General features: G+C 60.2%; 22 protein-coding genes. 13 read left to right on the top strand and 9 right to left on the bottom strand.

Annotated elements, in window-relative coordinates; genetic code table 11:
* Window positions 1-233: 233 nt before the first annotated feature.
* Window positions 234-2411: a malate synthase G gene (locus ACEN8Z_RS00470; protein WP_495596448.1), complete on the top strand. Its 2178-nt coding sequence runs from the start codon at window positions 234-236 to the stop codon at window positions 2409-2411.
* Window positions 2412-2485: 74 nt separating this feature from the next.
* Here the strand turns inward: ACEN8Z_RS00470 and ACEN8Z_RS00475 are convergent, their stop codons facing one another.
* On the bottom strand, window positions 2486-3397 hold the full coding sequence (locus ACEN8Z_RS00475) for an EamA family transporter (protein ID WP_495596449.1): 912 nt from the start codon (window positions 3395-3397) through the stop codon (window positions 2486-2488).
* Between the two features lie 361 nt (window positions 3398-3758).
* A complete protein-coding gene (locus ACEN8Z_RS00480) occupies window positions 3759-4217 on the bottom strand; it encodes a response regulator (RefSeq protein WP_495596450.1) in 459 nt (152 codons plus the stop codon).
* Between the two features lie 254 nt (window positions 4218-4471).
* Here ACEN8Z_RS00480 and ACEN8Z_RS00485 point away from each other — a divergent pair, with 254 nt between their 5' ends.
* The 8 genes from ACEN8Z_RS00485 to ACEN8Z_RS00520 all read left to right on the top strand — a co-directional run bounded on the left by ACEN8Z_RS00485 (window position 4472) and on the right by ACEN8Z_RS00520 (window position 13715).
* Window positions 4472-6412, top strand: coding sequence for a putative nucleotidyltransferase substrate binding domain-containing protein (locus ACEN8Z_RS00485; RefSeq protein WP_495596451.1), 1941 nt, complete (start codon window positions 4472-4474; stop codon window positions 6410-6412).
* Complete coding sequence (locus tag ACEN8Z_RS00490) at window positions 6409-7116, top strand: 3'-5' exonuclease (RefSeq protein ID WP_495596452.1); 708 nt, start codon at window positions 6409-6411, stop codon at window positions 7114-7116. The genes ACEN8Z_RS00485 and ACEN8Z_RS00490 overlap by 4 nt, the downstream gene beginning before the upstream one ends.
* Window positions 7117-7342: 226 nt before the next feature.
* Window positions 7343-7861: an RNA polymerase sigma factor gene (locus ACEN8Z_RS00495; RefSeq protein ID WP_495596453.1), complete on the top strand. Its 519-nt coding sequence runs from the start codon at window positions 7343-7345 to the stop codon at window positions 7859-7861.
* Window positions 7858-8832 (top strand): FecR family protein, encoded by a 975-nt coding sequence (locus tag ACEN8Z_RS00500; protein ID WP_495596454.1) that lies wholly within the window; start codon window positions 7858-7860, stop codon window positions 8830-8832. Before ACEN8Z_RS00495 ends, ACEN8Z_RS00500 begins: the two co-directional genes overlap by 4 nt.
* Window positions 8833-9075: 243 nt before the next feature.
* Window positions 9076-11520 carry a TonB-dependent siderophore receptor gene (locus tag ACEN8Z_RS00505; protein ID WP_495596455.1) on the top strand — a complete coding sequence of 815 codons (2445 nt, stop codon included), beginning with the start codon at window positions 9076-9078 and terminating at the stop codon, window positions 11518-11520.
* A 72-nt stretch (window positions 11521-11592) separates the two neighbouring features.
* On the top strand, window positions 11593-12723 hold the full coding sequence (locus tag ACEN8Z_RS00510; protein ID WP_495596456.1) for a PepSY-associated TM helix domain-containing protein: 1131 nt from the start codon (window positions 11593-11595) through the stop codon (window positions 12721-12723).
* The gene (locus ACEN8Z_RS00515) at window positions 12720-12899 is read left to right on the top strand and encodes a hypothetical protein (RefSeq protein ID WP_108231667.1); all 180 of its coding nucleotides are present in this window, start codon (window positions 12720-12722) and stop codon (window positions 12897-12899) included. The genes ACEN8Z_RS00510 and ACEN8Z_RS00515 overlap by 4 nt, the downstream gene beginning before the upstream one ends.
* 186 nt (window positions 12900-13085) lie before the next feature.
* Window positions 13086-13715 carry a glutathione S-transferase family protein gene (locus ACEN8Z_RS00520; protein WP_495596457.1) on the top strand — a complete coding sequence of 210 codons (630 nt, stop codon included), beginning with the start codon at window positions 13086-13088 and terminating at the stop codon, window positions 13713-13715.
* A gap of 48 nt (window positions 13716-13763) precedes the next feature.
* Here the strand turns inward: ACEN8Z_RS00520 and rloA2 are convergent, their stop codons facing one another.
* Complete coding sequence (gene rloA2, locus ACEN8Z_RS00525) at window positions 13764-14270, bottom strand: retropepsin-like aspartic peptidase RloA2 (RefSeq protein ID WP_495596458.1); 507 nt, start codon at window positions 14268-14270, stop codon at window positions 13764-13766.
* A 306-nt stretch (window positions 14271-14576) separates the two neighbouring features.
* On the opposite strand from rloA2, the gene yihG reads away from it, so the two are divergent.
* A complete protein-coding gene (gene yihG / locus ACEN8Z_RS00530) occupies window positions 14577-15464 on the top strand; it encodes a 1-acylglycerol-3-phosphate O-acyltransferase, YihG family (protein WP_495596459.1) in 888 nt (295 codons plus the stop codon).
* Window position 15465: 1 nt separating this feature from the next.
* On the opposite strand, the gene ACEN8Z_RS00535 is transcribed toward yihG, so the two are convergent.
* Window positions 15466-16020: a DUF2780 domain-containing protein gene (locus ACEN8Z_RS00535; protein ID WP_495596460.1), complete on the bottom strand. Its 555-nt coding sequence runs from the start codon at window positions 16018-16020 to the stop codon at window positions 15466-15468.
* 288 nt (window positions 16021-16308) lie between these two features.
* Here ACEN8Z_RS00535 and ACEN8Z_RS00540 point away from each other — a divergent pair, with 288 nt between their 5' ends.
* Genes ACEN8Z_RS00540 through ACEN8Z_RS00550 form a run of 3 tightly spaced genes read left to right on the top strand, consistent with a single transcriptional unit; the run spans window position 16309 to window position 18254 of the window.
* Complete coding sequence (locus ACEN8Z_RS00540) at window positions 16309-16902, top strand: fasciclin domain-containing protein (protein WP_442096208.1); 594 nt, start codon at window positions 16309-16311, stop codon at window positions 16900-16902.
* A 54-nt stretch (window positions 16903-16956) separates the two neighbouring features.
* Window positions 16957-17583, top strand: coding sequence for a sigma-70 family RNA polymerase sigma factor (locus tag ACEN8Z_RS00545; RefSeq protein WP_495596461.1), 627 nt, complete (start codon window positions 16957-16959; stop codon window positions 17581-17583).
* Complete coding sequence (locus ACEN8Z_RS00550) at window positions 17580-18254, top strand: anti-sigma factor (protein ID WP_495596462.1); 675 nt, start codon at window positions 17580-17582, stop codon at window positions 18252-18254. Before ACEN8Z_RS00545 ends, ACEN8Z_RS00550 begins: the two co-directional genes overlap by 4 nt.
* Window positions 18255-18560: 306 nt before the next feature.
* Here the strand turns inward: ACEN8Z_RS00550 and fdhA are convergent, their stop codons facing one another.
* The 5 genes from fdhA to ACEN8Z_RS00575 form a co-directional block, all read right to left on the bottom strand.
* Window positions 18561-19760, bottom strand: coding sequence for a formaldehyde dehydrogenase, glutathione-independent (gene fdhA / locus ACEN8Z_RS00555; RefSeq protein ID WP_008048199.1), 1200 nt, complete (start codon window positions 19758-19760; stop codon window positions 18561-18563).
* A gap of 234 nt (window positions 19761-19994) precedes the next feature.
* Window positions 19995-20852, bottom strand: coding sequence for a formyltetrahydrofolate deformylase (purU, locus tag ACEN8Z_RS00560; RefSeq protein ID WP_007981374.1), 858 nt, complete (start codon window positions 20850-20852; stop codon window positions 19995-19997).
* Window positions 20853-21002: 150 nt separating this feature from the next.
* Window positions 21003-21635: a sarcosine oxidase subunit gamma gene (locus ACEN8Z_RS00565; protein WP_102674521.1), complete on the bottom strand. Its 633-nt coding sequence runs from the start codon at window positions 21633-21635 to the stop codon at window positions 21003-21005.
* A 193-nt stretch (window positions 21636-21828) separates the two neighbouring features.
* Complete coding sequence (locus tag ACEN8Z_RS00570; RefSeq protein ID WP_495596463.1) at window positions 21829-24846, bottom strand: sarcosine oxidase subunit alpha; 3018 nt, start codon at window positions 24844-24846, stop codon at window positions 21829-21831.
* Window positions 24843-25172: a sarcosine oxidase subunit delta gene (locus tag ACEN8Z_RS00575; RefSeq protein ID WP_007980417.1), complete on the bottom strand. Its 330-nt coding sequence runs from the start codon at window positions 25170-25172 to the stop codon at window positions 24843-24845. The genes ACEN8Z_RS00570 and ACEN8Z_RS00575 overlap by 4 nt, the downstream gene beginning before the upstream one ends.
* Between the last annotated feature and the right edge of the window lie 6 nt (window positions 25173-25178).

Below are 25178 nucleotides of genomic sequence, written 5' to 3' on the forward strand. Positions count from 1 at the left end.
ATCATGTAGTATGCCGCAGCGCGCACTACATAATGTTGGATCGATGTCTGCCGCAGGCACGTTCGCAACCCTGAAAGCCCTGTCAGCAAGGCCCCAAGCCGTTGATTGGTCCCAACCCAGCCGCCTGTCATGGGCATGTACTGGTAGAGGGGTTTGTGGTTTAAATGGCCAAAGGCTTCATTGTTAAATTGAAGAGCTGAAAAGCGAAATAGCTGAGCAGAGTGAGGCAAGCAATGACTGAACACGTTCAAGTCGGTGGCCTGCAGGTCGCCAAAGTCCTGTTCGACTTCGTGAACAACGAAGCCATTCCCGGTACCGGCCTCACCGCCGATAAGTTCTGGGCCGGTGCCGACAAGGTCATTCATGACCTGGCGCCGAAGAACAAAGCCCTACTCGCCAAACGCGATGATTTCCAGGCTCGTATCGATGGCTGGCACCAAACACGTGCCGGCCAGGCGCACGACGCCGTGGCCTATAAAGCCTTCCTGCAAGACATCGGTTATCTGCTGCCAGAAGCGGCCGATTTCCAGGCAACGACGCAAAACGTCGATGACGAAATCGCCCGCATGGCCGGCCCACAGCTCGTGGTGCCGGTCATGAACGCCCGCTTCGCGCTCAATGCCTCGAACGCCCGCTGGGGCTCGCTGTACGATGCACTCTACGGCACCGACGCCATCAGCGAAGCCGACGGCGCGGAAAAAGGCAAAGGCTACAACAAGGTTCGCGGCGACAAGGTCATTGCCTTCGCCCGCGCCTTCCTCGACGAATCGGCGCCTTTGGCGGCCGGCTCCCACGTCGATTCCACCGGCTACAAGATCGTCGACGGCAAACTGGTGGTCGCCCTTAAAGGCGGCAGCAACACCGGCCTGCGCAACGACGCGCAACTGATCGGTTTCCAGGGCGATGCCGCTGCACCGACCGCGATCCTGCTGAAAAACAACGGCCTGCATTTCGAAATCCAGGTCGACGCCAGCACCCCGGTCGGCCAGACCGACGCAGCCGGCGTCAAAGACATCCTGATGGAAGCCGCACTGACCACCATCATGGACTGCGAAGACTCCGTCGCCGCCGTCGATGCCGATGACAAGGTGGTGATCTACCGCAACTGGCTCGGCCTGATGAAGGGCGATCTGTCGGAAAGCGTCGCCAAGGGCGGCCAGACTTTTACCCGTACCATGAACGCCGACCGCACCTACACCGCAGTCGATGGCAGTCAACTGAGCCTGCACGGTCGTTCGTTGCTGTTCGTACGTAACGTCGGTCACCTGATGACCATCGATGCCATCCTCGACAGTCAAGGCAACGAAGTGCCGGAAGGCATTCTCGACGGCCTGGTGACCTGCCTGTCGGCGATCCACAACCTCAACGGCAACAGCTCGCGCAAGAACAGCCGCACCGGCTCGGTCTATATCGTGAAGCCGAAGATGCACGGCCCTGAAGAAGCGGCGTTCACCAACGAGCTGTTCGGTCGCATCGAAGACGTGCTGGGCCTGCCACGCAACACCCTCAAAGTCGGGATCATGGACGAGGAGCGTCGTACCACGATCAACCTCAAGGCCTGCATCAAGGCGGCGAGCGAGCGTGTGGTGTTCATCAACACCGGTTTCCTCGACCGCACGGGCGATGAAATCCACACCTCCATGGAAGCCGGCCCGATGGTGCGCAAGGCGGACATGAAGGCAGAGAAATGGATCGGCGCCTACGAGAACTCCAACGTCGATATCGGTCTGAGCACCGGCCTGCAAGGTCGCGCGCAGATCGGTAAAGGCATGTGGGCCATGCCGGACCTGATGGCTGCGATGCTCGAACAGAAAATCGCTCACCCACTGGCCGGTGCCAACACCGCCTGGGTGCCATCACCGACCGCCGCTGTGCTGCACGCGCTGCACTACCACAAGGTTGACGTGTTCGCCCGTCAGGCCGAACTGGCCAAGCGTGCCCACGCTTCGGTGGACGACATCCTGACCATCCCGCTGGCGGTGAACCCGCAGTGGACCGCCGAACAGATTCAGAACGAACTGGACAACAACAGCCAGGGCATTCTCGGTTACGTGGTGCGCTGGATCGACCAGGGCGTTGGTTGCTCGAAAGTGCCGGACATCAACGACGTCGGCCTGATGGAAGACCGTGCAACGCTGCGTATTTCCAGCCAGCACATCGCCAACTGGCTGCGTCACGGCATCGTCACCGAAGATCAGGTCATGGAAAGCCTCAAGCGCATGGCGCCGGTGGTTGACCGCCAGAACGCCGGTGATGCGCTGTACCGTCCGCTGGCCCCGAACTTCGACAGCAACATTGCCTTCCAGGCAGCCCTCGAACTGGTGGTCGAAGGCACCAGGCAGCCAAACGGCTACACCGAGCCGGTTCTACACCGTCGGCGTCGCGAGTTCAAGGCGAAGAACGGGTTGTAAACCAGCTCCCTCCACAGCAATCCCCCGGTTGAAAAACCGGGGGATTTTTGTTTCTGCTTCCTGCAAATGCAGAACTATCTCCTGAAACGCAACGCGTTTGCAGCGATGTGGTGGCCTATTCTCGATGCATTCATGAACAAGGCAATTCCAAGGACCGTGATGATGAGAGCAAACAGTTTTTCGCCACCAATGGGTTCGTCGAGTACATACCACGAGGTCAAAATACCCGATATCGGAACAATCACTGACAACGGTGCAACCTGGCTCGCCGGATACTTCTCAATCATTCGGTTCCAAACCCAATACCCGAATACCGTCGCCACATAGGCCTGGAACAAGACAGATGCCAGCACCGGAGCAGTTATGTCCGTTAGCAACGACTGGAAAGGTGCCGCTCCCTTGACCCAGTAAGTCATCAGATATAGAGGCGGTGTTGCATACAGACTCGACCAAACGACAAAGGAAAATATATCAACCACCTTGCTTTTTTTAACCAGCACATTGCACAAACTCCAGAACAATGCACCGAGGAGTATCAGAAAAAGGCCAATGCTTTCGGCATAACCGTCCGTTACATGAATAATGAACATCAGCCCCAGCAACGCCATGAGAATACCAGCCACGTGTATTCCCGTCATTTTCTCCCCAAACAGCAATACTCCCCAGATGACCGTGAAAAATGCACTGAATTGCAAGAGCAAAGATGTCACGCCGGCACTGACACCAAGAAACATGCCATAGTTCATCAGCCAGCACATTCCGATACCAAACAACAAACCGTAGACTATAGTTACAAAAGTACTGACACCCTTCGGTTTCGGGATGAAGAACACCAATGGCAATGCACAGAAAGTAAAACGCAACGCTGTCAATATGAACGGATCGATACCGTCAAGACTGATATCAATTACCGTATAATTACTGCCCCACATGACTGTCACACCGATAATAAGTACAAGATCGCGAAATTCAATTTTCTTTATCATATCGTCCTCATTGCGACACACAACCACACAATCCAGGAAGAGTAATGACCTTTGTCGGTATTTTATTTGCAGGAACTAGCCGCAGACTGAATACACGACAACCATCGGCATACTCAAGCCACTAAAAAGCGGAGTGCCAAACTGGTAACCTGGATAGTGCTACGACAGATTTTATCAAACCAGGCACAACATCAAATAAATGCCTGCATTGGTTTTCAAGAAGCGCACGATAACTGAATAATCGAAAGAAGAAACAAGCTATTTGTGAGTAGGTTTTTCGCAGACAAATCAGATAAACCTAATTACAAGTTAAACTCACCAAAATAATTATAAGCCGTAACTAACAATTACAGGAATCCAGTTATTTAATGCCCAATTCGCGCTTTACCAGTGTCAACAAGTGCCCGGCATCAATCGGCTTGAGCAGAAAATCCACCACGCTCAAATGCATCGCGGCGATCGCATCCTTTATGTCGGCGTCACCCGAGACAATGATGATTGGCAATACGGCCCTTTCCGATTTGCGTACCTGACGGATCAGGTCCAAACCATCGACGTGGCCCATCCGCAGATCGGTGATCAGTAAACCGATCGAGGGCTTTTTGATCTCTGCCTCGGCCACCAGGATCTTCAGTGCCGCTTCGCCACTGGCCGCCGTCATGCAGCGAATGCCCTCCGACGCGAGGATCTCTGACAGTAGCGCCCGGGCGTCTTCATCGTCGTCGACGATCAGCACCCGTTGCTGCGGCAGGTCAGGTTCCAGCATGACGGCACTCAGCGCTTCGCGCTCGGCGTCGCTCAAAATATCGTGGTCGGACATGGCTTTCCCTATATGTTCAATACAAATCCCTGGCACAGCGGTGAGACATCGATAAGCAGACCATCAATGTGCACCTCGTCGGATAATAGTCCAATAGGGGAGTAGAGAGGCTTTTCGCACACTTGCGTAGGGTTCTTCCGACATTTCAGCGCGCTAACCGCCTACCTAGACTTACGTCCAATGGGCACCCCGGCCACAGGGGTCGACCATGTCAGGGTCATCCGACAACAACAATTCAAAAAAAGACTGCGGTAATGGTTATGAGTAAAGCGGACGCCTTCACACAGGCAGGGAAAACCGCGGTGTTGCAGAACATCCAGGGCACGTTGCAATTCCTTCAGCGCTTCCCCCCCTTCAACCAGATGGAACACGCACACCTGGCGTATCTGGTCGAGCAATGTCAGCTGCGTTTTTACGCCCCCGGCGAGAGCATCATCAAACCCGCCGACGGCCCGGTCGAGCACTTCTATATCGTCAAGCAAGGCCGGGTCGTGGGCGAGCGTCCGCATACGGCAAAAGGTGGCACCGAAACGGTCTTCGAAATTACCACTGGCGAGTGTTTTCCCCTCGCTGCGTTGTTGGGTGAACGGGCAACCCGCACCGAGCACCTTGCCGGCGAAGACACCTTCTGCCTGCAACTGAATAAACCGGCGTTCATCCGCCTGTTTTCGCTATCGGACACCTTCCGCAACTTCGCCCTGCGCTGCGTTAGCAGCCTGCTGGACCAGGTCAACCAGCAAGTGCAGCAAAAAGCCGTGGAAACCCTCGGCACCCAATATTCGCTCAATACCCGACTGGGTGAATTGGCCATGCGCCACCCGGTGTCATGTGCCCCGCAGACACCCTTGCGCGAAGCCGTGACGTTGATGCACGAACAACAGGTTGGCAGCATCGTGGTGGTCGATGAACTTAAGGCACCGCTGGGGATTTTCACCCTGCGCGACCTGCGTCAGGCCGTGGCCGACGGCAGCAGTGATTTCAATGAAGCCATCGAAAGGCACATGACCCGGGCGCCGTTTTTCCTGTCGCCGGATCACAGTGCCTTCGACGCGGCGATTGCCATGACCGAGCGTCACATCGCCCATGTCTGCCTGGTCAAGGACCAACGCTTGTGTGGCGTAGTCTCGGAGCGCGATCTGTTTTCCCTGCAACGGGTCGACCTGGTGCACCTGGCGCGCACCATCCGCAACGCGCAGAAGGTGGAAATCCTGGTGGCGCTGCGGGGCGAAATCGGTCAACTGGTCGAGCGCATGCTGGCCCACGGCGCGTCTTCGACGCAGATCACCCACATCATCACCTTGCTCAACGACCACACCGTGTGCCGGGTGATCGAACTGACCCTGGCCGAAAAAGGCGACCCCGGCGTGCCGTTCAGCTGGCTGTGTTTCGGCAGCGAAGGCCGTCGCGAGCAGACCCTGCATACCGATCAGGACAACGGCATTCTGTTCGAGGCCAAGGATGCCGCCCATGCCGCCGAGATTCGCGGCAAGTTGTTGCCCATTGCCCAGCAGATCAACCAGAGCCTGGCGCTGTGCGGCTTCACGTTGTGCAAGGGCAATATCATGGCCGGCAACCCCGAGCTGTGCCTGTCCCGGGTCGAATGGGCGCGGCGCTTTGCGGCGTTTATCCGCGAGGCAACCCCGGAGAACCTGCTGGGCTCGAGCATCTATTTCGATTTGCGCGTGGTCTGGGGCAGCGAGCAAGGCTGTGAGCAGTTGCGTCGGGGCATTCTCGATCAGGTCGGCGACAACCGTTTGTTCCAGCGCATGATGGCCGAGAATGCGCTGCGCAATCGCCCGCCCGTAGGGCGTTTCCGCGAATTCGTGCTGGCGCGCAAAAATGGCGAGAAGGCCACCCTGGATTTGAAAGTTCAGGGCCTGACCCCGTTTGTCGATGGTGCCCGGTTACTGGCCCTGGTCCATGGCATTGAGGCCAACAACACGCTGGAGCGTTTTCGCCAGTTGGTCGCCAAAGAGGTCATCGACCCCCTGGACGGTGCCGCGTACGAGGAGGCCTATCACTTCATCCAGCAAACCCGCATGCAGCAACATCAACTACAGACCCGGGAGAACTTTCCCTATTCCAATCGGGTCGATCCCGACAGCCTCAATCATCTGGACCGGCGCATCCTGCGTGAGTCTCTGCGTCAGGCCCAACGCCTGCAGAGCAGCCTGACCTTGCGGTATCAGTTATGAGCCTGTTTTCATGGCTGCGCCCACCGAGCCCCACCCTGCCCGCCGACCTGCAACATCGCCTGGAACGCTTGCCGGCCGCTGCCGCCTTGGGCGAATGCAGCCTGCGTGAGCAGCGCTGGGTGGTGCTCGATCTGGAAACCACCGGGTTGAACCTGAACAAGGACCGCGTGTTGTCCATCGGCGCGGTGGTGATCGAGGACGGGGCCATCGACTTTCGCCAGCAGTTCGAACGCACCCTGCAATATCCACAAGTGAAACTCGGCCCCAGCGTGCTGATCCACGGCATTGGCCCCAGCGCCATTGCAGCGGGCAGCGACCCGGCGCAAGCGCTGCTCGACTTGATGGAATACATCGGTGAAAGTCCGGTGCTGGCCTTCCACGCGCCGTTTGACCAACACATGCTCGGACGTGCGCTGAAAGATCATCTGGGTTTCAAGTTGCAGCACCCGTTTCTGGATGTGGCGGACATTGCACCGCTGCTATGCCCGCAAGCACACATTCGCGAGGCCGGGCTGGACGATTGGATCGACTGGTTCAAGCTCGAAGTCTTCGAACGCCACCACGCCAGCGCCGACGCCCTGGCCACCGCTGAACTGGCGCTGATCCTGTTCAGCCGCGCGCGGCAGCAGCAGATTCATAGCCCGTTGAATCTGCAACAGCGGTTGAGTCAGTGGAAGCGTCGGCAACAAGCCCCGTCCTTCTGATCCATACGCCATCCCTGTAGGAGCGAGCTTGCTCGCGAAAAATCGTCAGGCACCTCGGTCTTGCCAGAAAAACGCGTCATCGTTGGCGATTTTCGCGAGCAAGCTCGCTCCTACAAAGGCCGTCGCCAGATTCTCACCCGACCAACGCCAATTGCTTACCTCCCTTGCCTCTGCGACAATCGCGAACAATTCTCGTTAGTTAATATTTCCCAATCGGTGATGCGGCGTGTCGTCAGTTCCTAGCCCTCAAAGTGAGCTCGTCGGTGCGTTATATCGCGACCATCGCGGTTGGCTATTGGCCTGGCTTCGACGCAACGTAGCCTGCCCACAGCGGGCCGAAGACCTGAGCCAGGACACTTTCGTGCGCTTGCTGGGCCGTGAGGAACTGAAGGAACCGCGCGAGCCGCGGGCGTTTCTGGTGGCGATTGCCAAGGGCCTGCTGTTCGATTATTTCCGTCGCGCCGCCCTGGAACAGGCCTATCTCACCGAGCTGATGCTGATTCCCGAAGCCGAACAACCGTCGGCGGAAGAACAGCAAATAATCCTCGAAGACCTGAAAAACATCGACCGTTTGCTCGGCAAGCTTTCCAGCAAGGCCCGGGCGGCGTTTCTCTACAACCGTCTCGACGGCCTCGGCCATGCGGAAATCGCCGAGCGCCTGGGGGTGTCGGTGCCGCGAGTGCGCCAGTACCTGGCCCAAGGCATTCGCCAGTGCTACATCGCGCTGTACGGTGAGCCGACATGAATCCCGTCAGTTCCAAACCGGTATCGGCCAACGTGCTGGATGCGGCGATTGCCTGGCAGTTGTCCATGGACGGCGCCAACCCGGTAGTGCGCGAAGAATTCGCCAAGTGGCACGCGGCCCACGAAGAGCACGCCCGCGCCTGGCGCCAGTTGGGCATGCTCGACCAGCGTTTCAGCGTGGCCAGCGGCCCGGCCCGCACTGCCCTGCTGCAATCGCGAGAAGGCATTCGTCGGCGGGTGCGCAAGCTGGGCAACGGTGTAGCCAGTGTCGTTGCCGCGATCGGCCTGGCCCTGTTCGCCGGGGAGCGTTACCTGCCGATCGACTATTGGCTGGCCGACCAGCGCACCGCCGTGGGTGAGCAGCGCACCCTGCGCCTGGCTGATGGCACGCTGGTCAATCTCAACACCCACAGTGCCCTGGATGTGCGCTTCGATGAAAAGCAGCGGCGCATCGTGCTGCAGGAAGGTGAAATCCTGGTTGAAACCGGCCATGGCGATCCCCGGCCGTTCATCGTCGAGACCCGTGAAGGCAGCATGCGCGCGCTGGGTACGCGGTTTCTGGTCAGGCGCGAGGAAGATGGAACGCGCTTGAGCGTATTGCAGTCAGCGGTGGCGGTTCACCCTGAGTCCAGCCCTGACGAACAGGTTCTGCGCGAAGGCCAGCAGGCGCTGATCCGCAACAACGGCCTGGGTCCGGTTGGGGCCATCAACCTCGGCGCGGATGCCTGGACCCGCGGCATGCTGGTGGTGGACAACACGCGGCTGGAAGATCTGGTGCATGAAATCGGCCGCTACCGACCCGGTTACGTCGGCGTCGCACCGGAAGTGGCCGACCTGCGCATCACCGGCAGCTTCCCGCTGCGCGACACCGACCTGGCACTCAATGCCCTGTTGCCGACCTTGCCTGTGCAGATCGAACAGCACACACAATGGTGGGTGAAGGTGGTGGCCAAGGCCGACAACAAACTCTGAAAAGCTTTGTGCCTGATCAGCCGCTATCGCGAGCAAGCTCGCTCCCTCATTTTGAAATGCATTCCAATGTGGGAGCGAGCTTGCTCGCGATGACGGCCTACGACTCCCCACAAAAACCGGTTTGACCCAATACCAGCCGCAACCGACTTCTGAATCGAAATAATTTTCATCCCGCCCTATCACTTTTTGATTTTCGTTCGGCACACAGGCAATTGAGAAATATTTCCATTCAGGAGCCGCTGTATGCCCCGTTCGCTAGACTCCCTGATACGCCGCAGCTTGCTGGCGGTCGCGATTGCCCTTTGTACCCCTTTGGCCAGCAGCCAACTGGTCGCCGCTGAACAGGCGTCCAGCGTCCACGCCTACAACCTGCCGGCCGCACCACTGGCCAGCACCCTGAACCAGATTGCCAGCCAGGCAGGTTTGGCTCTGTCGTTGAATCCATCCCTGGCGGCAGGCAAGACCTCGGCCCCGGTCAAAGGCCAGTTCGACGCGGCCGGTGCCCTGCGCGAAGCCCTGCGTGGCACCGGCCTGCAACTGGAGCAGAGCAATGCGGGCACCTACAGCCTGGTGGCCGTGCCCGAGGGGGTGATGGACCTGCCGGCAACCAGCGTGATTGGCGTGGAAGATACTGAAAGTGCCTGGGGCCCGGTACAAGGCTACACGGCCAAGCGCACCGCCGCCGGCACCAAGACCGACACCGCGCTGGTCGAAGCACCGCGTTCGATTTCGGTCGTCACTCGCGAGCAAATGGACGACCGCAATGTACACACCCTCGATGATGCCGTGCGCTACCTGCCGGGCATCACCGCCAGCAGTTTCGGCAGCGACACCCGCACCGACTGGTTGCGCGTGCGGGGTTTCGAACCGACTCAATTCCTCGACGGCCTGCCACTGCCCAAAGGTGTGTACGCCAACCCGAAACAGGAAACCTGGAACCTCGACCGCCTGGCGCTGTTGCGCGGCCCGGCCTCATCCGTGTACGGCCAGACCCCGCCGGGCGGCCTGCTGGACATGGTCAGCCGTCGCCCAAGCGCCGAAGCCAGCAGCGAGATCCAGTTGCAATACGGCAGCGACAATCATCGCCAGATCAACTTCGCCAGCACCGGCAAGATCGACGACGAAGGCCAGTTCCTCTACAGCCTCAGCGGCGTCTTGCGCGACGGCGGCACGCCGATCGACCACATCGATGACAAGCGCTACAACATTGCGCCGAGTCTGACCTGGAACATCGACGAAGACACCAGGTTCACCCTGCTCACGCAGTTCACCCGTGACGATACCGGTATCACCAGTCAGTTCTATCCGATCCAGGGCACCAAGATCGACATGCCGTTCGGCGAAATCTCCCACCACAAGAACCTGGGTGATCCGAACTACGACTTCTACGACCGTACCTATTACGCGCTGGGTTATGCCTTCGAACATCGCCTGAACGATGTCTGGCAGTTCCGGCAGAACTTGCGCTACACCAAGTCGGAGCTGTCGTTCCAGGCCGTGACCGTCAACAGCTACAACCCTGACTTTGCCAACCTCGGGTTTGTCGTCGACGATCAAGGCAACACCGGCCGTGGCACCACCAATGTCGACGAAGACATCGCCCAACTCGCCGTAGACAACAACTTCCAGGGCGACTTCGTCACTGGCGACGTCACTCACACCTTGCTGATCGGCCTGGACCACCAACGCAACACCACCAACTTCCTGTCGATCTTCGGTACCGCGCCGGGCATCAACGTCAACAACCCGATCTACGGTTTGCCGATCGAGCGTCCGGCACGCTCCACGGCCTTCTACGACTACGAACAGAAGACCCTGCAAACCGGCCTGTACATCCAGGACCAGATGACCTTCGACCAATGGCGCCTGACCCTCGGTGGTCGTGAAGACTGGGTCCACACCGGAACCACGTTCTTCAACAAGGGCGATGCCACCAACACCGAACGCGACAAGAACTTCAGCGGTAACGCGGCGATCAGCTACGTGTTCGACTCGGGCTTCGTGCCTTACCTGTCCTACGCCGAATCGTTCCAGCCGACCAGCAATGCCGTCGCCTCGCCGACCGAGTCGTTCAAACCGACCGAAGGCAAGCAATGGGAACTGGGTATCAAGTACCAGCCACCGGGCAGCAACACGCTGCTGACGGCGGCCGTGTATGACCTGACCCAGAAAAACGTTTCCGTCACCAACAACGTGGGCAACGTGACAGTCACCAGCCAGACCGGCGAAGTGAAAGTCAAAGGCCTGGAGCTGGAAGCCGTTTCCGACGTGACCGAAAACCTCAAGGTCACCGCCGCGTACACCCTGGCCAAATCCGAAGTGCAAGATGGCATTTACAAGGGCAATCGCCTGCAGCTGATGCCTAACCAGCAAGCGTCGGTGTGGGGCGACTACACCTGGCACAACGGCGTGCTGGACGGCTTCGGCATCGGCGCCGGCGCGCGCTACACCGGCAACACCTACGGCGACCAGGCTAACACCTGGCTGGGCAAGGCCGGCGCCTACACGGTGTTCGACGCAGTGGTTCACTACGACCTCGGTCGCCTGGACAGCAGCCTCAAAGGCGCTTCGCTGGCCGTTAACGCGACCAACCTGTTCGACAAGGACTACATCTCGACTTGCGACAGCTTCTACTGCTACTACGGCGACCAGCGCAGTGTCGTCGCAAGTGCAACCTACAAGTGGTAACGCTCTGAGCTGACACGCCCAATGACCAGGCCGTCCTTTGTGGACGGCTTTGGTTTTTCTGAAGGCTATGAAATGAAAAGTAAAACAATTCGCCGCTGGTCCGCAGTTCATACCTGGACCAGCCTGATTTGCACGGTGTTCCTGTTGCTGCTGGCACTAACCGGCCTGCCGTTGATCTTTCACCACGAGATCGACCATTTGCTGGGCGATGCACCTGAAGTGAAGGAAATGCCGGCGGACACCCCGCACTTGAATTTGCAGCAGTTGGTAGAAGCGGCCGAGAAACACCGTCCTGGTGACGTCATGCAGTATTTCGGCTTCGAGGACGATGAGCCCAACGCCGTGCTGACCATCATGGCCGCGACCGCAGGTACCGAGCCGAACTCGTCCCACACCTTCATGCTCGACGCCCGTACCGGCGAAGCGCTGGAAACGCCATCCGCCAACGGCGGCTTCATGATGACCATGCTTCGCCTGCACGTGGACATGTTCGCCGGCTTGCCGGGCAAATTGCTGCTGGCGTTCATGGGGATTCTGTTCGTGGTGGCGATCGTTTCCGGCGTGGTGCTGTACCTGCCGTTCATGCGCCGCTTGAAGTTCGCCACCGTGCGCCAGGACAAATCCACGCGCCTGCGCTGGCTCGACCTGCATAACCTGATCGGTGTGGTGACATTGACCTGGGCCTTGGTGGTCGGCGTAACTGGCGTGATCAGTGCCTGCGCCGACCTGATCATTGCCGCCTGGCGCAACGACAGCCTGAGCGCCATGGTCGCGCCGTACCGCGATGCGCCGCCGCTGACGCAACTGGCGCCGGCCACTCGATTGCTCGACATAGCCAAGGATGTCGCGCCGGACATGCAGCCAGACTTCATCGCCTTCCCCGGCACGCGGTTTTCCAGTGAGCACCATTATGCGGTGTTCATGAAAGGCAGCACGCACCTGACCTCGCACCTGCTGACGCCGGTACTGATCGACGCCAGCACCCTGCAAGTCACTGCCGTAGCCGAACGACCGTGGTACATGGACGCCATGGGCATGTCGCAGCCGCTGCACTTCGGTGACTACGGCGGCATGCCGATGAAGATCCTCTGGGCGACCCTGGATGTGCTGACCATCATTGTGCTCGGCAGCGGTGTCTATTTGTGGGTGGTGCGGCGCAAGGCCACCAGGCCTGTGCCGGAAAAAGTGGAGCGCGCGGCATGAAACCCCGGCAGTCGAACTTCTGGAAAGTCTTCTCGACGCCCACAGTAATCGCCCTGTTCAGCGCAGCCGGGCTGTTTTCCGCGCTGCTGGGGGATGGCGTTTGGGACGCCCTGAGCTGGGTTGGCCTGGGCATCCCGGCTGTCCTTGCCTTGCGCGGTCTGCTGCAACGCCGCTAAACCCTGTGGGAGCGAGCTTGCTCGCGATGGTCGTCAACGATGATGTTGGAAGACTGACACCCCGCGGTGTTCTCGGGTGCATCGCGAGCAAGCTCGCTCCTACATGAGGTCGGCGTTTTTTGGGATATTGAGCTCCCGCTACAACGCGCTATGCTGCCCGACACCGCCACCGACCGAGACGCTGCCATGTCCGCCCCGAGCATGACCCTGTACCACAACCCGCTTTCCCCATTCGTTCGCAAAGTCATGGTGCTGTTGCACGAAACCGGTCAACAGAACCGCGTGGCGTTGCAAACCAGCGTACTCACCCCGGTCAACCCGGACCTGACCCTGATCGACGACAACCCCCTGAGCAAAATCCCGGCCCTGCGCCTGGCCGACGGCAACATCATCCACGACAGCCGGGTGATCCTCGACTACCTCGATCACCAGCACGTCGGAAACCCGCTGATCCCCCGCGAAGGCTCGGCGCGCTGGCGGCGCCTGACCCTCGCTTCGCTGGCCGACGGGATCATGGACGCGGCGGTGCTGGTGCGCTACGAAGTCGCCCTGCGCGCCCCGGAGAAACACTGGGACGAATGGCTCGACGGCCAACGCGACAAAATTCGCCGTGCCCTGGCACTGCTGGAGAAAGACGCCATTGCCGAGCTGACCTGCCACTTCGACATCGCTGCGATCAGCGTGGCTTGTGCACTGGGTTACCTGGACCTGCGCCATCCGGATCTGGATTGGCGCGAAGACAATCCACAACTCGCGTCGTGGTATTTCGAGGTGAGTCAGCGGCCTTCGATGATTGCGACGATGCCCAAGCTCTAGGCACTCACACACTGAGATCGCCGCGCAAAGCTGTTTGCGTTTAAAAAATCAGCAATCCGGCTTGGCCGCCGTAAAGCGTCGGGCCGGGTTCACCGCCGCCCCGAACTCGCGCAACGCCTTGGCGCCGATCAGCAACGGGTAGTTGAAGCTGCTGCGGTCGGTGAGGTTGACCTCCACGGTGCGCTTGACGTTGCCCAGGCACAGCTCCAGATCGACCACCGGACGCTTCGTCGGCGCGACGACTTCGCTGTCATCGTCCTCCTCTTCGGAGCGAGTCTTGATCTTGCTGATCCGTGCAACTTTGTGTTCGTAGACTTTGTTGCTCGCATCCTTGGTCCCGAGGCGGAAACGCACCCAGTCTTCGCCGTCACGCTTGAAGGTTTCGATGTCCTTCGCCGACAGCGACGCGGTCAGTGCACCGGTATCCATTTTCGCCTTGAGGACTTGCCCGCCGATTTCCGGCAGGGCGATGTATTCGTAACGCCCATAGAGGGTCGGCTCGGCGGCCATGACCGGCAGGGCGATGAGGGAGAGCACTGCAAGTAGGGATTTCACGTCTTGGACTTCCTTGGAAAATGGGGGCGTCGGATGCGAGGTTTTAGACAGTCGTTGAGCCATTCGTTCGCCCCTGAGGTCCCTTCGCAGGCAAGCCAGCTCCCACAGGTTTTTGCATTGTTCGCAGGTTTCTCACTCGACACGAACACTGTGGGAGCGGGCTTGCTCGCGAAGAGGCCAGCATATTCAATACAACTTCAGCGTCGAGCATAGCCATTCGAAGGTGAAACATTCGTCATCAGCCGATTTGGCCTGTCGCCCCAAGCTGCTTATCATGGCGCGCCCAACCGCTGCCACGAGTAACTTATGCGCCGTCTGCTCACCGGCTGTTTCGTGACCCTGCTGCTTCTGCTCAACACCCTGGTCCTGATCGGGCCGTTGATGGTGTTTGCCCTGCTCAAACTGGTCCTGCCAGGCCGTTTTCGCGATTACGCCTCATGGTCGGTGATGTGGATTGCCGAGACCTGGTCCGAGATCGACAAGCTGATCTTCCGCCTGTGCATCCCCACTCAATGGGACATTCGTGGCGGTGACGATCTGCGCCGGGACACCTCGTATCTGGTGATCAGCAACCATCAATCCTGGGTCGACATCCCGGCGCTGATCCAGACGCTGAACCGACGGACGCCATTCTTCAAATTCTTCCTCAAGAAAGAGCTGATCTGGGTGCCCTTCCTGGGCCTGGCGTGGTGGGCGCTGGATTACCCGTTCATGAAGCGCTACAGCAAGGCATTCCTGGCCAGGCACCCGGAACTCGCGGGCAAGGATCTTGAAATCACCAAACAAGCCTGCGAACTGTTCAAGCGCCAACCGGTGACGGTGGTCAATTACCTCGAAGGCACCCGTTTTACGGCGGCTAAACGTGCCCAGCAGCAGTCACCGTTCAATCACCTGCTCAAGCCCAAGGCCGGCGGAGTGGCGTTTGTGCTGGCGGCAATGGGTGAACAGCTGGACGCGATTCTCGATGTGACGGTGGTTTATCCGCAGCAGAAGATTCCGGGGTTCTGGGACCTGATCAGCGGTAATGTGCCGAGGGTCATCATCGATATCCGGACCCGCGAACTCGACCCGGCGCTGTGGCAGGGCGACTACGAAAACGATCCGCTGTTTCGCGAGAAGGTCCAGAACTGGGTCAACCAGCTCTGGATCGAGAAGGATCAGCGTATCGCTGAACTGAAAAGCGAGCGCCGCTGAATCAGCTACCAGTGCCGGCGCCCCAGATGCTGCCCAGGCTGCTCAGCAGCGTACCGCCGACACCCTGCTGACCGAGGTATTGCAGGAGCACCGGGGTAAACAGGCCGATCATGCCGCTGTCCATGCCCAGGGCGCTGAAGGCGTTGTTCAGGTCGTTGGTGTTCTTGACGTTGCCCAGGGCATTATCCAGCCCTGCAGCTTTGCCGCTGGCGCCGAGCAGACCGGCCAGTGCACCCAACTCGCCGCCGCCCGAGAGCATGTCGATGCCCGGCACGCTTTTGGCCAGTTCCGAGTAGTCGTTCGAACTCAACTGATTCTTCGCCAGACCCAGCATCGCCCCCGCACCACCGAGGGCTTGCTGTGGGGTGATGTTCAATTGACTGAGGGTGCTCAGCAGGTCGGCTGTCTGCGAGGTCGGCGCGGCATCGGTCGCCGCATTGCCGCCCTTCATGCCGGAAATGGCATTGGCCGCATCGCTCAGGTTGAACTGTGCAAAGGCCGGGCTGACCGCCAGGGTCAAGAGCGATGCCAGGGCGAAACCGCGTGAAATCTTCATTCAGACATCCTCTATGAACACCGCCCGGCAATGGGCGGCGAAAAACTGTGCATTGGACTGATATCCCCGAGGATTGTTCCCAACCCCCTGTAGGAGCGAGCTCGCTCGCGATGGACTCCAGGGCAACGCGTTGATTCAGGAAGTACGCGTTAGCGTTAACGTCCATCGCGAGCAGGCTCGCTCCTACAGGAAAAAATTCCCCCCGCACTGCATCCAGCCTGCCCCCACGCCCGTATATCAAGCACGGACAGACACTCCTGGCCGATTCTCATCACAAGGATCATCACCATGAAACGCACTTCGATCAAAACGCCATTGATTGCCAGCCTGCTGACCCTGGCCCTTGGTGGCGGACTCGCCTTGAACACCGTGCAAGCGGCGGACATGGGCCACGACACCGTCACGGTCGGCGGTCAGACCATGCTGCCGAGCAAGGACATCATCGATAACGCAGTGAACTCCGCCGATCACACCACCCTGGTCGTCGCGGTAAAAGCCGCCGGCCTGGTCGACACCCTCAAGGGCAAAGGCCCGTTCACCGTGTTCGCCCCGGTCAATTCGGCCTTCACCGCCCTGCCCGCGGGCACCGTCGACACCCTGCTCAAACCGGCCAACAAGGCCACGTTGACCCACATCCTCACCTACCACGTGGTCGCCGGGAAACTCGACATGATGACCCTGGCCGAGAAGATCAGGGCCGGTGGTGGCAAGGCCGAACTGACCACGGTTGCCGGCGGCAAACTGTGGGCAATGATGAACGGCCCGCACAACATCACCATCAAGGATGAAAAGGGCGACGTCGCTGACATCACCACCTACGACGTATACCAGTCCAATGGGGTGATTCAGGTCATCGACAAGGTGCTGATGCCGAAAAGCTGAGCCATGCCGCCGTCCCCGTGCATCGGGGGCGGCGGTCCGCCCGAGGTGTTCGCCGTGAATGGAACAACTGCGCGCCGTGAACTAACCTCTGCCTGCAACCGGCCCCCTGCTCCGCTTTCCGGGAGAACCGCTATTCCCATCGCCGACGCCGATCAGCTCAGGCAACTGCTGGCCCAGTGTTCACTGGGCGACCGCCGCGCCTTCGAGACGCTGTACCGCAGTGTCGGCCCGCGCCTGCACGGGGTAGCGTTGCGCTTCATGGGCCGGCCGGACCTGGCCGAAGAGGTACTGCAAGAGAGTTTCGTGCGCATCTGGAACAATGCATCGCGCTACGAAGCGCATTTGTCGGCGCCTTTGACCTGGATGATCAACATCACCCGTCATCAGGCCATCGACCAGTTACGCAAACACCGCGATCGGCCATTGAGCGATCTCCAAGAACAGATGCTCGTGGATGAAAGCCCATCGGTCCACGAGCAACTGGCCAGCGCCCGCGAGGCCAACGCCCTGAACCGGTGCCTGGACAGCCTCGAAGGCATGCAGCGCCAGTCGATCACCGTCGCCTATTTCCAGGGACTGTCGTGCTCCGAACTGGCCGAACACCTGGCCGCGCCGCTGGGCTCGGTGAAGTCCTGGATCCGCCGCGGCATGGAGCGTCTGCGCAGGTGCCTTGAATCATGAACTATCGAACCCCGACCCTGCGCCGCGCCCTCGCCGCCGACTATGCCATTGGTCTGATGCCCGCCACCGCGCGCCGGCGTTTCGAACAGCTGTTGCTGGAAGACGCGGCCTTGCGCGCGGAACTGGCACAGTGGCAGGAAAGCCTGCTCAGCCTGACCGATGCCCTGCCGGAGCAGCCGGTGCCGGATCGCGTCTGGCAAGGCATTACCGCGCGGATCGAACCGCAAGTGCTGCACGTGCCAGAGAAGCGTCCGTTCTGGAATTGGCTGCGAGTAACGGTGGCGGTTTGCTCGCTGCTGATCGCAGTGACTCTCGGCGTGCTCTACCTCCCCGACGACGCCCGTTACAGCGCCACACTGGTCAACGCCGACGCGCAACCCGCGATGCGCGTACAGGCCCACGAGAATTACCTGCAAGTCGAGCCGCTGACGCTGGCGGCTGTCGAACCCGGGCAAAGTCTGGAGTTGTGGGCGATTCCGGCGGACGGCAAGCCGATCTCCCTCGGCGTGATTCCGACTGGAGGCAAAGGCAAGGTCGAATTGAGCGAGACGCAGAAAGCGCTGATCGGCAAGCCGATTGCGCTGGCGGTCAGCCTTGAACCGAAGGGCGGCTCGCCGACCGGGCAGCCGACGGGGCCGGTGCTGTACCAAGGGGCATTGGCGGCACTCTAAAGCCTCACTCAAAACCAATGACAGACACAAAACCTGTGGGAGTGAGCTTGCTCCCACATAGATTGCATGCGATTTGAAAGCAAAAAGAAAGGCGACCTCAGTCGCCTAATGCCGATCAGTTAAGCCACAACGCAATCTGTAGCAGCTGGCGTAGCCTGCGTCCGGCTGCGCAGCAGTCGTAAAATCCGAATTCGCGATACCTCAGATATATCGTGCAAACCGGATTTACGACTGCTGCGCAGCCGGACGCAGCCTTCGGCAGCTGCTACAAGGAAGGCGCAGCTTCTGGGTTTTTAGCTACCGCCCTTACGCCGCACTGAACATCTTGTGCGGATCGATCACAAACTTCTTCGGCACGCCGGCATCGAACTCGCCATAACCCTGCGGAGCCTGATCCAGGCTGATCACCTGAACGCCTACCACTTCGGCGATGTTGATGCGGTCCCACATGATTGCCTGCATCAGCTGGCGGTTGTACTTCATCACCGGGGTCTGGCCGGTGTGGAAGCTGTGGGATTTCGCCCAGCCCAGACCGAAGCGAATGCTCAGGCTGCCCATTTTCGCGGCAGCGTCGACAGCGCCCGGGTCTTCGGTGACGTACAGGCCGGGGATACCGATCTTGCCGGCTACACGCACCACGCCCATCAGCGAGTTGAGTACGGTGGCCGGGGCTTCGTGTTTCACGCCGTCATGGCCATGGCCACGGGCTTCGAAGCCTACGGCGTCGATGGCGCAATCCACTTCCGGCTCGCCCAGCAGTGCGGCGATCTGTTCATGCAGCGGCGTGTCCAGGGACAGGTCGGCGATTTCGAAACCCTGGGCCTTGGCGTGGGCCAGGCGGATGGTGTTGACGTCACCGACGATCACCACGGCAGCACCCAGCAGGCGAGCCGAAGCGGCAGCGGCCAGACCAACCGGGCCGGCGCCAGCGATATACACAGTGCTGCCCGGGCCAACGCCGGCAGTCACTGCGCCGTGGTAACCGGTTGGCAGGATGTCGGAGAGGCAGGTCAGGTCGCGGATTTTTTCCATTGCCCGATCGCGATCCGGCAGTTTCAGCAGGTTGAAGTCGGCGTACGGCACCATGGCGTATTCCGCCTGGCCACCGGTCCAGTCGCCCATGTCGACGTAACCGTAGGCACCGCCCGGACGCGCAGGGTTGACGCTCAGGCACACGCCGGTGTGCATTTCCTTGCAGGAACGGCAGCGCCCGCAAGCCACGTTGAACGGTACCGAGACCAGGTCGCCGATTTGAAGGTTTTCGACGTCACTGCCCTTCTCGATCACTTCACCGGTGATCTCGTGGCCCAGCACCAGGCCGGTTTGCGCCGTGGTACGACCGCGCACCATGTGCTGGTCGGAACCACAGATGTTGGTGGACACCACACGCAGGATGACAGCGTGGTTTATCTTCCTGCCACGCGGGTCCTGCATTTTCGGATAGTCAATCTTCTGCACTTCGACCTTGCCAGCGCCGAGATACACCACACCACGATTGCCAGACATGCTTTCACCTCGCTGTTGTTTTTATGGAACCGCGTTGCCCAGGCAGGCAGCGCGTTAAGTGCTCGGGTTATTGCCTGTGTGTCTTGTGTTGCTTGTCAGGGCCCCATCGTCGGAACGCCGCCCGGAGCAAGCTCGCTCCCACAGTGGATCGGGGGTGGACACAAGATCTGTGAACAACACAAAACCTGTGGGAGCGAGCTTGCACGCGATGGGCTGCGAAGCGGCCCCAAGAATCTAGAGAACGACCGTTCTGTTGGCGTTCAAAAACACTCTTCTTTCGATGTGATATCCAACGGCCCGCGCCAGCGTCAACCCTTCGATATCCCGCCCCTTGGCGATCAGATCCTCGGGGTAATGGCTGTGATCCACCGCCTCCACACCCTGGGCTATGATCGGACCTTCATCCAGGTCGTTGTTGATGTAATGCGCCGTGGCGCCCACCAGTTTCACGCCCTTGTTGTAGGCCTGGTGATAGGGCTTGGCGCCCTTGAATCCGGGCAGCAGGGAGTGGTGGATGTTGATCGCCTTGCCATCGAGCTTGCGGCACAACTCCGGCGACAGCACTTGCATGTAGCGCGCAAGGATCACCAGTTCCGCACCGGACTCTTCAATGACCTGCCATACCTGACGTTCCTGGGACGGCTTGTCGTTCGGATCCAGCGGGAAGTGGTAGTACGGAATCTGGTGCCAGTCGGCCAGTGGCTTGAGGTCCGGGTGGTTGGAAACTACGGCCGCCACGTCCATCGACAACTGGCCGATGCGTTGGCGATAGAGCAAGTCGTTGAGGCAGTGATCGGCCTTGGAGACCATGATCACCACTTTTGGCCGATAGTTCGGCGCAGTCAGCTCGAAGATCATGCCGAAGGCTTCGCCACGCTCGGCCAGACCCGCGCGGAACGACTGTTCGTCGAAACCATCGGGTTGGCGAAATTCCACGCGAATAAAAAAACGGCCCGAAAGCCGGTCATCGAAGGAATGGTGTTCAGTGACGTAGCAGCCCTGCTCGAACAGAAAGCGGGTCACCGCGTCCACGGTGCCGAGCACACTGGGGCAGTCGGCGGTCAGAATCCATGTGTCTGGGGCGCGGCTCATGGTGCGGTGACTCCTGTGAAATCGGTGGATGCCTACTGTAGGAGCGAGCCCTGCTCGCGATGGAGGCCAACGATGACGCGTACTTTCTGATTCAACGCGTTGCCTTGACGTCCATCGCGAGCAGGCTCGCTCCTACAGCGACGGTGGTGATCAGGCCTGGACGCTCAGCCCGTATTCGGCAGACGCATCCTGCAACCACAACCACCAGTAATCCGAGAAGCTGCGGCGAATCAGCAGTTCCCAAGTGTCTTCGGCGGTGTGACGAATCATCAGTTGCGACTTGGCGAACACCGTGCCGACAGCTTTACCCACCGGGAAGTTGTTCGGGTGCACGTCATAGCTGGTGGACTTCATCAGCACCTGACGCACGTTCGGGCCGCTGAGTTCGAGGAGTTGCTGGCCGCCGCTGACGTTGACGATTGCAATGTGCAGATCGCCCAGTGCTTCGCGCAGTTTTTGCTCGGCGGCGAACTCTTCACCGGTCGGCACGATCAGCAGCCACTCATCCGGTCCCATCCATTGCAAACTGGTCTCGCCTTTGACGATGACGCTCAGCGCGCCTGGCAATTCAATGCCCAGGGCCTTGTGCACGCCTGCGGCAAACGCGGCATCGTGACCATCGCCACGGATGGTCAGGTGACCGAGGAGTTTTTTCTCACGCACGGTCACACCGGCGTTCTTGCGGCCCTTGCCCACCAGGCTGGCGAGGTCGGCATGATGCAACGACGACTCGGCCTTGGCCCCGGAGGTTGGGCGTTGTTGGTAAACATTGGCTGCGGTCATAAAGCACCTGTTCTGAATTCTGTTGGTTCCGGCCCTTGTGGTGGCTGCTCTATCGCCATCGCGAGCAAGCTCGCTCCCACAGTGGACTGATGCCTGGCACAAATTTTTCTGGCGACTTCCATCCTGTGGGAGCGAGCTTGCTCGCGATGCAGACGACGCGGTTTCACGGCGCGCCCACAGGACCCGAGGCCATTTAAACGTTCTGGCGTTCACCCTTCGGATCGAAGAACACCGAAGAAACGATTTCCGCCTCGATCACGCTGCCATCGGCCAGCGGTGCGAACACTCGCTCGCCCATCCGCTGCAACCCGCCCTTGACCACGCCCATGGCGAACGAATAGCCCAGGGAGTTGTGCAGGTAACTGGAAGTCACGTGACCCACCATGGTCATCGGAATCGCTTGCTTGGTGTTGAACACCAGTTGCGCACCTTCCGGCAGCCATTTGGTCGGATCGATCGGCTTCAGGCCAACCAGCTGTTTGCGCTGATCACGCACGCAGTCTTCGCGGTTCATGCCACGCCAGCCGATCCACGAGAACGGTTTGGTGCGACCGACACACCAGCCCATATTCAGGTCGTCCGGGGTCATCGAGCTGTCAGTGTCCTGACCGACGATGATGAAGCCCTTCTCGGCCCGCAGCACGTGCATGGTTTCGGTGCCATATGGCGTCAGGTTGTACTTCTTGCCAGCGTCGACGATTTTTTCCAGTACGCCCATGGCGTAGTCGGCTTGCACGTTGACTTCGTACGACAGTTCACCGGTAAACGAAATCCGGAACACCCGCGCCGGCACACCGCCGACCAGGCCTTCTTTCCAGGTCATGAACGGGAAGGCTTCGCTGCTCAAGTCGATGTCGGTGACTTCGCTGAGCAGCTTGCGGCTGTTCGGCCCGGACAGGGTCATGGTCGCCCAGTGGTCGGTGACGGAGGTGAAGTACACCTTCATGTCCGGCCATTCGGTCTGGTGGTACAGCTCCAGCCACTGCAGCACGCGTGCCGCACCGCCGGTGGTGGTGGTCATGACGAAATGGTTGTCGGCAAGGCAAGCCGTCACGCCGTCGTCGAACACCATGCCGTCTTCTTTGCACATCAGGCCGTAACGCGCCTTGCCCACATCGAGCTTGGTCCACGCATTGGTGTAGACGCGGTTGAGGAACTCGCGCGCATCCGGGCCCTGGATGTCGATCTTGCCCAGGGTCGAAGCATCGAGCAGGCCGACGCTGTCGCGCACGGCTTTGCATTCGCGTTTCACCGCGGCATGCAGGTCTTCACCGGATTTCGGGAAATACCAAGGACGTTTCCACTGGCCGACGTCTTCGAATTCGGCGCCGTTTTTCAGGTGCCATTGATGCAGCGCGGTGTAACGCACCGGCTCGAAAATGTGCCCACAGTGACGACCGGCCACGGCGCCGAAGGTCACCGGCGTGTAGTTCGGACGGAACATGGTGGTGCCCATCTGCGGGATGGTCACGTTCAGCGAGCGGGCAGCGATGGCCAGGCCGTTGACGTTGCCGAGCTTGCCCTGATCGGTGCCGAAGCCCAGCGCGGTGTAGCGCTTGACGTGCTCGACCGACTCGAAGCCCTCGCGGGTCGCCAGTTCGATGGCGGCGGCGGTGACGTCGTTCTGCAGATCGACGAATTGCTTCGGCGCCCGTGCGGTGTTCTTTTCGTGCGGTACCTGGAACAGCGCCAGGGTCGGCTCCTCGAGACGGCTCAGGGCTTTCGGCAACAAGCCTTCGACAGTCTGGAACCCGGCTTCGGCAGCGGCGCGGGCACCACCTTCAAAACCGTCGGCCAGGGAATCGCCAAGGCCGTAGACACCGTTGATGCCACCGACGCACACGCGTTTCTGCGGTGCTTCGCCCGGTACGAAACCGAGGATGTCTTCGCGCCAGATCGGCTTGCCACCCAGGTGCGAAGCCAGGTGAACCACCGGGCTGTAGCCACCGGAGCTGGCCACCACGTCGCATTCAAGCCATTCGCCAGGGCTGGTCACGGTGTGCGCCTTGACATCGATGGCGGCCACACGGGCAGCGGTCACGCGCTTGCTGCCACGGGCCTCGATCACGGCGCTGCCGGTGAGGATGCGGATGCCTTTGGCGCGAGCCTCTTCCACCAGCGCACCACGCGGGTTGCTGCGGGCGTCGGCGATGGCCACCACTTGCAGGCTGGCATCGAGCCAGTCCAGGGCAACGCGGTAGGCGTGGTCGTTGTTGGTCGACAGCACCAGCTTCTTGCCCGGTGCCACGCCGTAACGACGCACGTAGGTCGAGATGGCGCCAGCGAGCATGTTGCCCGGCACGTCGTTATTGCCGTAGACCAGTGGACGCTCGTGAGCGCCGGTCGCCAGCACCACACGCTTGGCACGAACCCGGTGGATGCGCTGACGCACCTGGCCAATCGGGGCGCGGTCGCCGAGGTGATCGGTCAGGCGCTCGTGAATGGTCAGGAAGTTATGGTCGTGGTAGCCGTTGACCGTGGCGCGCGGCAACAGCAGCACGTCCGGGGTGTTCTTCAGTTCGTCGATGACGCTGGCCACCCACTCCATCGCCGGCTTGCCGTCGAGGCTTTCGCGGGAATCGAGCAGGCTTCCGCCGAACTCTTCCTGCTCATCGGCGAGGATCACGCGGGCACCGCTGCGCGCAGCCGCCAGTGCAGCAGCCAGACCGGCAGGGCCGGCGCCGACGATCAGCACGTCGCAGTGCTGGTTCATGTAGTCGTAGGTGTCCGGATCGTTCTCGGTCGGCGAGCGGCCCAGGCCGGCAGCCTTGCGGATGTACTTCTCGTAAGTCATCCAGAACGATTGCGGGTACATGAAGGTTTTGTAGTAGAAGCCCGGCGGCATCAGCTTGCCGCCGACCTTGCCGAGAATCCCCATCATGTCGTTGTTCACGCTCGGCCAGCCGTTGGTGCTGGTGGCGACCAGGCCTTGATACAGCGCCTGTTGCGTAGCACGCACGTTCGGGATCTGCGTGGCTTCGGTGGCGCCGATCTGCAGCACCGCGTTTGGCTCTTCAGCACCGGCGGCGAAGATGCCGCGCGGACGGGAATACTTGAAGCTGCGACCGATGATGTCAACGCCGTTGGCCAGCAGTGCAGCGGCCAGGGAATCGCCTTCGAAGCCTTTGTAGTTCTGGCCGTTGAAGGTGAAGGTCAAGACTTTGTTGCGGTCGATCCGTCCGCCGTTGGACAGGCGATTGATCTGGCTCATACCTTCTCTCCCAGAGCCGTGCTGGCCGCTTTCGGGCTATCGGTCTTGTCGGTGAATTGTGGCTTGGTGCCGATCTTGTAGGTTTCGAGAATCTCGTAGGTCACGGTGTCGCGGGTGACGTTGAAGTACTGGCGGCAACCGGCGACGTGATCCCACAGCTCGTGATGCAGACCGCGCGGGTTATCGCGGAAGAACATGTAGTCGCCCCACTCCTCGTCGGTGCAGCTGTTCGGATCCAGTGGACGCGGGATGTGCGCCTGGCCGGATGCATGGAATTCCTCTTCGGAGCGCAGTTCGCCGCAGTGAGGACAGAAGATATGCAACATGGGGAT

Source organism: Pseudomonas sp. Pseusp10 (assembly GCF_059492225.1).